The organism is Micromonospora sp. NPDC051196, assembly GCF_040682415.1.
In the GTDB taxonomy this organism is placed as follows: domain Bacteria; phylum Actinomycetota; class Actinomycetes; order Mycobacteriales; family Micromonosporaceae; genus Micromonospora.
Genome location: NZ_JBFBAY010000038.1, coordinates 1 through 9124, shown reverse-complemented (window position 1 = coordinate 9124; position 9124 = coordinate 1). Strand labels below are relative to the sequence as shown.

The following is a 9124-nucleotide window of genomic DNA, read 5'->3' as shown; positions in this document are numbered from 1 at the left end:
GAAGCGTAGAGAACTCCGATGATCAATGGACCCGTGCCTGCTTGCTACCCCGGGGTCCCCATCGCCCACACCCCCGACCTACTGCCGGTCGCTCTTATTGCCCCACCGCCGATGACGCTCAGGGCAACTCTGGAGCTCACGCAAGTCTAGCTGTGGTGGTGACCTCTTCGGGATCGCGGAAGAGGTCACCGAGCAGAGAGCTCTGGTCAACGCATTGCCGGTGGGATTGATGTCTTCACCGCCTTCGGTTCCACCGGTGCCCGCGTTCGTGCAACTCGGCGGTCAGCCGGCCGGCACCGTAGACACCACGATGCTCCGACCTGGCTAGCCAGGTCACCTCGGCCCTGTGCTGGCCATGGCGTTTCCGTTCGGCGGCACGTTGCCGACCTGAACGGAGCCACTGAGCCATTTCGTCGTGGGTAGCGGGCGTCCTCGGCGGTTTGGATGACGAGGATGGCGTGCACGATCGGGGTTCCACGGCGTGGGTAGCAGCGGAGTTTGGTCAGGGAGCAGTCCGCGCTGGCCTTGCCGATCCCCCGCACGACGGGATCACCCCAGCGTGCGCGGGGAGCAGATCTCGTCACAAGGTCGGCTATGGCTGGAAGCCGTCTGGTAGAAGGCGGGCCAGCGTGCGCACAGCCCTATATTGCAGCGCTCTGAAGGCGCCTTCGCTCTTTCGCATCGCACGAGCTGCCTCGGCGACCGAGAAGCCCTGCAAGAAGTAAAGAACGATGCACTTCTGCTGTTCGGGGGACAGCCGCCGGACCGCCGTCAGCAGCACCGGATCGGTGATGTGGTCAACGATCCATGCCTCCGGATTCCTTTCCGGCCTTCGGTCTCGGTCGGCGTCGGTTACGTCGCCGGTGGTGACCTCGAGCCGGGAGCGGCCGGACCTGAAATGGTCCTCGACCAGGTTGCGGGCGATGGTGACCAGCCAGGCGCCGAGGTCACGGCCATGCCAGGTGAAGTTACCGATCCGCTTGAGCCCGTGCAGGAAGGTGTCCGCAGTCAGGTCCTCGGCGAGCTGGCGGTTGCCGACCCGGAAGTAGACGAAGCGGAAGACGGTGTCGACGTAACGGTCGTAGATCAGCCCGAACGCCTCGGCCTCGCCAGCCTGAGCACGCTCGACCAGCCTCCACACTGCGGTTTCCTCGTCTCGGCCGGGCCCGACCGGCGCTTCGCTTCCCTCGGAGTCCGGATCCGTTCGGCCGGGCCAAGACGGGAGGTGTGCAACGCCCGCGCGGGCACAGATTGTGGTGATCTCGTCGTCGGTCGCCCGATCCTGCGGCACCGCATCGGCCATCGCGGCACCGAGCGAGGATGCGCGAAGCAGGTCTTCGAACTCGAGATCAGTGTCGCTGTCCGGTGCGCACGGCTGCCGTGCAACGGCCTGCAGCGATGCGACACCGGAACGAGCCGGCCGGTTGGCGTTCACCATGTGATTCCCTCCTTTCGAAGCTGCCGACGCGCCCGGTGGATCTGACCTTCGACAGCCTTCGCCGAGATGCCGAACCGCTCCGCGAGCTGGCCGTGGGTCAGCCCATAGGCGTGCCCGAACAGCAACGTCCGCTGCAGATCAGACAGCACATCCGTGTTCTTGATTTTGTCCAGGATTACCTTCGCCAGGGCCGATCGCGCAGGGTCCTGTTCCGAGCGCAGCACGGACGGTCCGGCATCGTCGGGTGGCAGTTCGACCTCCTCCCTGTTCCTACTGGTGAGCCAGCGGCGAAAGACATTGGCGAACTCGCCGCGACACAGACCGAGGAAATAGTCATGCAAGGTGGACCCCCGATCCGGGTCCCAGCCCGCACCGGCCCGACACCGCCGGACGAACACCTCCAAGGCCTTCGCGACACTCTCCTGCACCATGCCGTCTTGGTCGACATGCGCCCAGCAGTCAGGCGCATGCAGCAACCAGCCCCGACGGACACAGTGACGAAAGACCTGCTCGGTACGCAGATCACGGCGCATCTGCGCGACAGCGGCCGCCACCATCACGTCAACGAGACGGCTCCACGACCGCCCGACGAAGCGGTCCGCCTCTACCAGGCTCCAAAGCTTACGGTCCGCAGCCAGCCGATCACCTTGGTCGTCCTCGTCGGCCATCCCACCCCCTCCCAACAGCCCCCGTCGACACACCTTCTGTCAACGGCGAGCCCTCCACCCACGCAGAAAGTGCGGCGATCCCACAACCAGGTGCCACGGCTCGCGAACGTGAGGCAAGCCGCCCCACCCGTGGGGCGACGCCCGTGTCCATACAGATGACGATGTCCGTCTCTTCGACACGAGTGGGAGCTCCCGTGCTGCACCCCGCACTCACCGCCATGGCCTACGGGCTGGTCGCCGTCTTCGGTCTACTCGCCGCCGGACTGATCGGGTTCCTGCAATGGAACGACGGCGCAGAGTCGTCAACCGTCGTCATCACCGCCGGAGCGGCCGCGCTGTCGGTGATGACCCTCGGCATCACCCTCATCGGACAGATCCAGCACAGCTGAGCCCTGCCCCTGGGTCTGTGGGTCGTTGGCGAGACAGGCCCCGTCTCGGCCGGAAGTGACTCCGACGACGATTCAGGTACCCCCGCTCTGATCGGCGGCGGGATCCTCCTCGCCCTGATCATCGCCGCCGGAGCGATCGTCCTGGTGCGCCGACGGTCCACCCGGCCACCCTGACCGACGACGGTCAGGGTGGCCAGCGCGTCGAGTCCTGGGAACAGACCGGCGCCCCGCCGGCCGTGGCGCTCTGGTCGGCGCGGTTCTCCGCGCGGGACGGATCAACGAGGTCTTCCCACCCATGCCCGGTGACTGTCGGCCACATGCAGGCCATCGGACCATCGCCCCTGCAGGATGCCAGTGCGCATCCGCCCTTCGATGACCTGCAGCCCGCGGTTCGATGGATGAAGGAGGTCGCGGGAGATCATGATCGGCGGTACGAGCCACGTCCCCTGAATTTCCCATGCGTCCTGAATTCGTTGCGGGCGCTTGCTCAGCCAGTACACGTGGTCCGCCGCAACCTCCTCGAGCCATTCCTGGTGTCGGGGTACTCGTTGGAGTGCAGAGGTGAGTACGGCTGATCTTGCAGAGGTCAGGTGTTGTGGTGGGTGCCTTGTCCGTCACGGTGGGTTGCGTCTTGGAGGTGTAGGCGGGTGAGGCCGAGTATGTCGATTAGCCATCCGGGTCCGCCGGTGATGCCGCGGGCGCGTAGGAGGATGTCGACCTCGTGGTGGGTCGCCGGACCGGTGTGGGCGAGGAAGTCCTCGCAGATCTCAAGCAGGAGTGGCAGGAGATCGCGGTGGTGGGTGTCGTTGGTGGTCGCGGGGTCGTCGGGGATGGCCGGGGTGGGCATCAGGCGACGTTCTCGATGGCGGTGAGGCGGTTCTTGAGTCGGTAGCTGGGGCCGTTGATGGGGACGACGTCGCAGTGGTGCAGGAGCCGGTCGAGGATGGCGGTGGCCAGGACCTCGTCGCCGAAGACCTGGCCCCATTCGCCGAAGCCTTTGTTCGAGGTCAGCAGGGTGGAGCCCTTCTCGTAGCGTTTCGAGATCACCTGGAAGACGAGGTTGGCCTCGGGTCGTTCGAGGGGCTGGTAGCCCACTTCGTCGATGACCAGGACGGTGGGGCGTAGGTAGGTCTGCAGTTTGCGGGCCAGCCGGCCGATCGCATCAGCGGCGGTGAGGTGGCGGACCATGTCGTCGAGGGTGGTGAAGTAGACGGTGAACCCAGCTCTGCAGGCGGCGACCGCGAGGGACACCGCGATGTGGGTCTTGCCGACACCGGGTGGGCCGAGGAGAGCGACGTTGGCTTTGGCCTGCACGAATGCGAGGGTCGCGAGGTCACGGACCTTGCGGGGGTCCAGGTCGGGCTGGAAGCTGAAGTCGTAGTCGTCGAGGGTCTTGTGGTGCGGCAGCTTCGACAGGCGCAGCCCGGCGCGGAAGCGGCGTTCGTCGCGGACGGCGAGTTCCTCTTCCAGGACGAGGTCGAGGAACTCCAGGTAGCCCATGGCTTCGGTGTCGGCCCGGCCGGTGAGTTCCCGCAGCGTCTTGGCCAGGTGAGGCAGGCCGAGTTTGGTGGCGCTGGCGTGGATGCGGTTGGTGACCAGCTCACTCACGTCGAGACGTCCTTCAGGTGTGGGCGGTGGGTGAACGGGCTGGCTGCAGCGATCTGTTCATAGACCGACAGCGGCCGGGCCTCGACGGCGATCTGGGCGGCGGCGGCCCGGTTGAGCAGGGCTTGCAGCGGCCCCTGGCCGCTGTCGTGGCGGGCCGGTCGGCGTGTGGTCGGCTGCCCGCCGTCGGAGTCGCCGGTGGTAACGGCACGGGTGTGTCCGTCGGGAAGGCCGTCCCAGTGGTTCTCGTCGACGACCCGGGCGCCGCGGCCCACGGCCCGCTGGTGTGTGGCCAGCAGCGTGGCGCCGTCCAGGCCGGGCACGGTGGCGTGGATGGTGATGGTGGCGGCGGTCGCCCGGACCTCCACGAGCTGGCGGTGGCGGACCCGTCGGGCCGGCACGGAGTAGAGGTTGCCGGCGTAGGCGACCAGGCAGTCCTTGCCGACGTGCCGCAGATGCCGGTCGGCGACCACATACGCCCTGGCCGGGGTCGGTCGCAGCGCGGCGTGGTCACGGACTGCCCGCACGCCGATGATCTCGCCGTGGGTGCGATGTCGCACGGCCCGCCGCTGCGGAACCCAGGCCACGAACGTGGCATCGAGCTCGGCCAGCGAGGAGAACGCCCGCCCGGCCAGGACATGATCACGGACGATGGTGACCTGCCGTTCGACCCGCCCTTTGCCGGTCGGCCGATAGGCGGCCAGCACATCGATGTCGAAGTCGTAGTGCCCGGCGAACGCGACCGCTTCCGGGTGCAGCGGCACCGCCAGGCCCGGGGCAACGTGCCGGCGGACCACCGTCTTGGTCCGGTCGTAGACGATCGCCCCGGGAACCCCGCCGAAGTGCGCGAACGCCCGCCGGTGACACTCCCAGAACGCGGCCAGGTCCTGGCTGGTGGTGAAGCAGCAGAACGGATCCCGCGAGTACGACAACACCATGTGGAACGAGTACACCTTCGGGATCCCGACGTGAGCGAGGATGCCGCCCTCGTCGCCCCAGTCCACCTGCGCCTGCGCACCCGGAACGACCTCGAACCGGCGATGCAGCCCGGCCAGCTGATCCGGGCTGATCCCCAACTCCGCAGCGATCCGGGGACGGGCCTGCTGCAGATACAACTTCACCCGCTGGTAGTTGCCGGTAAACCCGTACTGCTCGACCAGGCGTTCATGGATCACCGTGCCCTTGAGCAGCAACTCCGCCCGCAACCACGCATCGACCACATGCGCGAACACATCGATCAGCTGCCCACGAGCCGGCCGCGCCGCAACCGGCGGCACCACCTCGCCGCCACCAGCAGACAGGTACTTCTTCACCGTCCGCCAGTTCAGGCCCGTCTCACGAGCGATCTCCGAGACACTCGCACCAGCCTCGTGCAGCGCCCGGAACCGACGCACATCCCGCCACCGCTGCTCATCCAACGCCCTCACCGCCAGCCGTCCCACGCCGGTCCGATCACGACCCGGACAGCCTCACCCTCAGTCACCAGTTGACGACGGACAAACGGTGCGCACCTCTGCAAGATCAGCTGTACATAGCTCTGCACTCCATGCCGTACCCCGACACCTGGTCGCTTGGGCCGGTGGGAATCGATTCGAGTTCCATGACGGGGATGTCCTCAAGGCTCCAGCGGATCCGTTCGAGGTCGAGGTCTTCGTAATCCCTGAGGAACTCAGGGCGTTCACCGTGGTCGTAGAGCCACTGCCGCACCACGTCGTCGGGCCACCGCAGGTTCGCGATCGCTTCGGACTGCAGGAAGACCCGAAGGTCTCGGTCCCGGTCGGCCGGGGGAAGGTTCTTCAGAAAGATCGGCACGCCGCCTCGCACTCGTGGTCATCACGTCGACATGACTGACTCAACGAACGAAGCTGGCTCGCGTGAGACATGCATGGGCAGCCTCACCGTCGGGCCGGCAGCTCACGGGTGCGTAATACCTCCTACGCCGCTGGAGACTCGGCGTCGCGCCGGACCAACTCTGCGTACGTCCACCGCACGTCGCCTACATGGTCATGACCGTCGAACCAGCTGACATTTGCGACGTGCCGTCCAGCCATGAGCTGGAACTGTGCGTGCCAACCCAGGTCCCGGGTGAGGAGCACCGGCTCGTCGACATCAGGGAACTGGTCTGCCGTGATGTCCAGGATCAGCCCGTCTTGCTCGAGCCACGCATGCGTGTGGAACGGCTCGTCCCACTGACCCGACCGGTACTGCCAGTCACCGAGCCCCGAGTCGGCGAGGAACTGGCCCAGCAGCTCGCACGTATCGCCGCATGAGCCCTTCGGGAACTCGGCGAGGCTGATCATCCGGAGGCCGCCTCGTTCCAGCCCGGCGCGAAAGACGGACGCTACCGCGTAAACGGCCGCTTCGTGAATCAGTATGCCCATGCGAATACACCGCCGGAGGGTATGCAGGTGCGGCGAGGTGGGTCCACCTGAACGCAGCCCGACAGGACTCGAAGCCTAACCTTCTAATCCATCTCCCGACCTCGGCCAACGGAGGCCGAGCCTGCGCAGGCGGGTGCTCCTGCGCCGGAACCCGGGGCCGACTATTTACCCGAGCCAGCGACGCAGGTACGTCACAGGCGCTTCAGGATCGACAAGAACCTCCTCGCCCAGTACTCGCAGGCCAGATGACCAGTCGGTAACTTCCGTCTGCAGTCGCCGGGCGAGAATGAGTCGGCAAGGGCAACCCGCCGTCTGAGCCATCAGTCACAGCCATCGCGGGCGTGGGTGCGCACTCGTTGGGAGCGGGCCGCACATCGCTCGGACAGTGCCCGCTGGGCACCAACCCGGCCGACACAGTCTGTCGCCCCAAGCCTGCTGCACCCAACAAATCGACGCGTCCGGCCCCGAGCGCCAGCCCTGGCTACCGGGTACTTGACCCTCTCCCGCCGCCCGCTCCTCGAAGCCGATACCGAGCCTGATGCTGCGCGGTTGGCCGGTTATTTTATGTTGATAACACCTGGGACGGTGCCAGGAGCGTACCAGTATCTGCAAGCAGCTATGGTGCCGCCGCGGTCGGCAACAGGCCAGACTCCCTTGTCTCTCGCCCAAGTGATACAGGGTGGACGAATACATTCCCGGCCGCGAGCAAGCCGTTCGCACATGCTGCGCGCCGGAGGTGCCTGACCTGCTTGTTTACCTTGGCGGGGCGAGATGGTGTCTGCGGAAGAGACTGTCGAAAAAGGCCGTGAGCAGTGGGCGTGCCTGATCCTCGTCTTGCAGTTCGTTCGTGCCGAACCGGTAGACCTCATAGCCGGCGAGGGTCAGGTCACGGCTGGCGGCAGCGGTGCGCGCGTACTCGTTGCTGTCCGGGAGCCAGCGTCGCCGGCCACCTGCTGCCTTCCGTTCGCGTGCGTAGTGCGTTTGGCCGTCGACTTCGAGCACGATTCGGGCGCCTGCCGGTGCTAGCAGTAGGAAGTCCATGCGGAACTGCACCAGCGCCTCCTTGCCGCGGGCCTCCACCGTTTTGGGATCCCAGTGGCGCCAGACCTCGGGCAGGAGAGCGGGCAGCTCCGGGAGGGCGGCACGGTAAATGTCGTGGTAAAGCCTGAACAGGAGCAGCTGATGCGGGGAACCCTTCGGCACGCAGCTGCCGAGCCGCTGATACAGCTCCCGCTTGGCGTGGTGGTCGTCCTTGACCTGCCGGGTGTCCGACCACCAACTCTGCAGGTCGCGCCAGCGGAGGCCAGCAGAGGCCTGCGGGGCCGATAGGTCGGTCGTAGACGAGAACTTCCCCTGTGGGATCAACCACCTCGACGTCGCTGTCAATGACGTCGATGAGCCGCAGATCTGGCTTCCTCGGGGAGGCGAAGATGAGCTGCTTGGGCCGTCCGGTCCTGGATCCGGTGGCCACCAGGTGGAAGGTCGGGTAACCGTCGGTGTCGCCCGTCTCCCGAAGTTCCAGCCCGATACCGGCCAGCGGCGGATTGATTGCCTCGACCAGTCGGCGTTGGGCGGATTCATCGGGCACGGTGTCGCCGGACACCATGCCTTCGAGGAAGAGAGCGAATCGGCGGTCGGATGCCTGATCCACTGCACCGAGCTCGTCGAACAGCTGCTCGGTAGTCCAGTCGTCGTTGCGGTAGAAGTGCCGTTCGATCTGCCCACTGAGACTGGTGTCCCCGAAGCCGAACGAGAGTCCGCCGCGGCCCAGATCAAAGAGCGTGGCCAGGAGTTTATGGAATCGCTGGGCGTGATCGACCAGGATCCACCCCGGCAAGGCCCGGGCGAGGTCGCGACGTGTCCGCTTCGGGATCGGAGGAGGATGCTCGTCCGCCCACACGAGATCCTGAACCGTCATGCGATCTGTCATGTGGAGGCCACTGCTCCGTTCCACCACGCCGACGGCAACCTCCTGGAGCCGTTCGTCCAGGACCGCTGCGGCGCTGCTCTCGCCACGCTGGGCTTTGGTCTCGCCGCCTGCCGACGGCGGGAGCCCGGCCTCAACTAAGAGTTCCTAACAAAGTCGTGCGACGTGTCGGTACGTGATGATGCAGGTAGCGAGGCCGAGGAAGGCTTCGTGGATGTCGTCTCGGCGTTCCCAGCGGATGCGTAGCCGTCGCATGCCGTGGTACCAGGCGATCGTGCGCTCGACGACCCACCGGAACACGCCGAGGCCGGAGCCATGGGGCTGGCCACGGCGGGCGATCCGAGGGCGGATGCCCTTGCCGCGTACGGCCCGGCGGTACTTGTCGTGGTCGTAGGCGCGGTCGCCGAAGACCTGGTCGGGGCGCTGGCGGGGTCGGCCGCGCCGGCCGCGTACGGGCGGGATCTTGTCGATCAGCGGGAGCAGTTGGGTGACGTCGTGGCGGTTGCCGCCGGTCAACGCGACGGCCAGGGGGATGCTGGCGCCCTCGGTCAGGACGTGGTGCTTTGAGCCCGGGCGGGCGCGCCCGCCCGGGCTCGGGCCGCTTTTGGGCCACGTCTGGCCGCCCGCACATGCGAAGAGTCGATCACCGCGCGGGACCAGTCCAGCTTGCCGGCCGCCTGGAGATCTGCCAGTAGTAGCTCGTGCAACCGCTGCCA

Annotated in this window: 10 protein-coding genes and 2 pseudogenes; 2 read left to right on the top strand and 10 right to left on the bottom strand. The window is 66.7% G+C overall.

Annotation, left to right across the window (positions count from 1 at the left end; all coding sequences use genetic code 11):
- Positions 1-592 precede the first annotated feature (592 nt).
- Both AB0M35_RS28995 and AB0M35_RS28990 read right to left on the bottom strand, forming a co-directional pair.
- Positions 593-1438, bottom strand: coding sequence for a sigma-70 family RNA polymerase sigma factor (locus tag AB0M35_RS28995; RefSeq protein ID WP_363749382.1), 846 nt, complete (start codon positions 1436-1438; stop codon positions 593-595).
- Positions 1432-2106 (bottom strand): sigma-70 family RNA polymerase sigma factor, encoded by a 675-nt coding sequence (locus AB0M35_RS28990; protein WP_363749381.1) that lies wholly within the window; start codon positions 2104-2106, stop codon positions 1432-1434. The genes AB0M35_RS28995 and AB0M35_RS28990 overlap by 7 nt, the downstream gene beginning before the upstream one ends.
- A 194-nt stretch (positions 2107-2300) precedes the next feature.
- On the opposite strand from AB0M35_RS28990, the gene AB0M35_RS28985 reads away from it, so the two are divergent.
- A complete protein-coding gene (locus AB0M35_RS28985; RefSeq protein ID WP_363749379.1) occupies positions 2301-2495 on the top strand; it encodes a hypothetical protein in 195 nt (64 codons plus the stop codon).
- Positions 2496-3081: 586 nt separating this feature from the next.
- Here the strand turns inward: AB0M35_RS28985 and AB0M35_RS28980 are convergent.
- The 7 genes and pseudogenes from AB0M35_RS28980 to AB0M35_RS28950 all read right to left on the bottom strand — a co-directional run.
- Positions 3082-3342, bottom strand: coding sequence for a hypothetical protein (locus AB0M35_RS28980; protein WP_363749377.1), 261 nt, complete (start codon positions 3340-3342; stop codon positions 3082-3084).
- A complete protein-coding gene (gene istB / locus AB0M35_RS28975; RefSeq protein WP_013289162.1) occupies positions 3342-4103 on the bottom strand; it encodes an IS21-like element helper ATPase IstB in 762 nt (253 codons plus the stop codon). Before istB ends, AB0M35_RS28980 begins: the two co-directional genes overlap by 1 nt.
- On the bottom strand, positions 4100-5527 hold the full coding sequence (gene istA / locus AB0M35_RS28970) for an IS21 family transposase (protein WP_363749375.1): 1428 nt from the start codon (positions 5525-5527) through the stop codon (positions 4100-4102). Before istA ends, istB begins: the two co-directional genes overlap by 4 nt.
- Before the next feature lie 94 nt (positions 5528-5621).
- Positions 5622-5912 (bottom strand): hypothetical protein, encoded by a 291-nt coding sequence (locus tag AB0M35_RS28965; protein WP_363749374.1) that lies wholly within the window; start codon positions 5910-5912, stop codon positions 5622-5624.
- 122 nt (positions 5913-6034) lie between these two features.
- Positions 6035-6400, bottom strand: coding sequence for a hypothetical protein (locus tag AB0M35_RS28960; protein WP_363749372.1), 366 nt, complete (start codon positions 6398-6400; stop codon positions 6035-6037).
- 834 nt (positions 6401-7234) lie between these two features.
- The gene (locus tag AB0M35_RS28955; protein ID WP_363749383.1) at positions 7235-7846 is read right to left on the bottom strand and encodes a hypothetical protein; all 612 of its coding nucleotides are present in this window, start codon (positions 7844-7846) and stop codon (positions 7235-7237) included.
- 76 nt (positions 7847-7922) lie between these two features.
- Positions 7923-8399 (bottom strand): annotated as a pseudogene (locus AB0M35_RS28950) (hypothetical protein); the annotation flags it as partial.
- A gap of 12 nt (positions 8400-8411) precedes the next feature.
- Between AB0M35_RS28950 and AB0M35_RS28945 the strand changes: the two are divergent.
- Complete coding sequence (locus tag AB0M35_RS28945) at positions 8412-8549, top strand: hypothetical protein (protein ID WP_363749370.1); 138 nt, start codon at positions 8412-8414, stop codon at positions 8547-8549.
- A 6-nt stretch (positions 8550-8555) separates the two neighbouring features.
- On the opposite strand, the pseudogene AB0M35_RS28940 reads toward AB0M35_RS28945, so the two are convergent.
- Positions 8556-9124 (bottom strand): annotated as a pseudogene (locus AB0M35_RS28940) (IS5 family transposase); the annotation flags it as partial.

What these genes read in the sequence shown, in the direction of transcription:
- AB0M35_RS28995 (WP_363749382.1), bottom strand. Translation starts at nt 1,438, where the DNA reads ATGGTGAACGCCAACCGGCCGGCTCGTTCCGGTGTCGCATCGCTGCAG.
- AB0M35_RS28990 (WP_363749381.1), bottom strand. Translation starts at nt 2,106, where the DNA reads ATGGCCGACGAGGACGACCAAGGTGATCGGCTGGCTGCGGACCGTAAG.
- AB0M35_RS28980 (WP_363749377.1), bottom strand. Translation starts at nt 3,342, where the DNA reads ATGCCCACCCCGGCCATCCCCGACGACCCCGCGACCACCAACGACACC.
- AB0M35_RS28960 (WP_363749372.1), bottom strand. Translation starts at nt 6,400, where the DNA reads ATGATCAGCCTCGCCGAGTTCCCGAAGGGCTCATGCGGCGATACGTGC.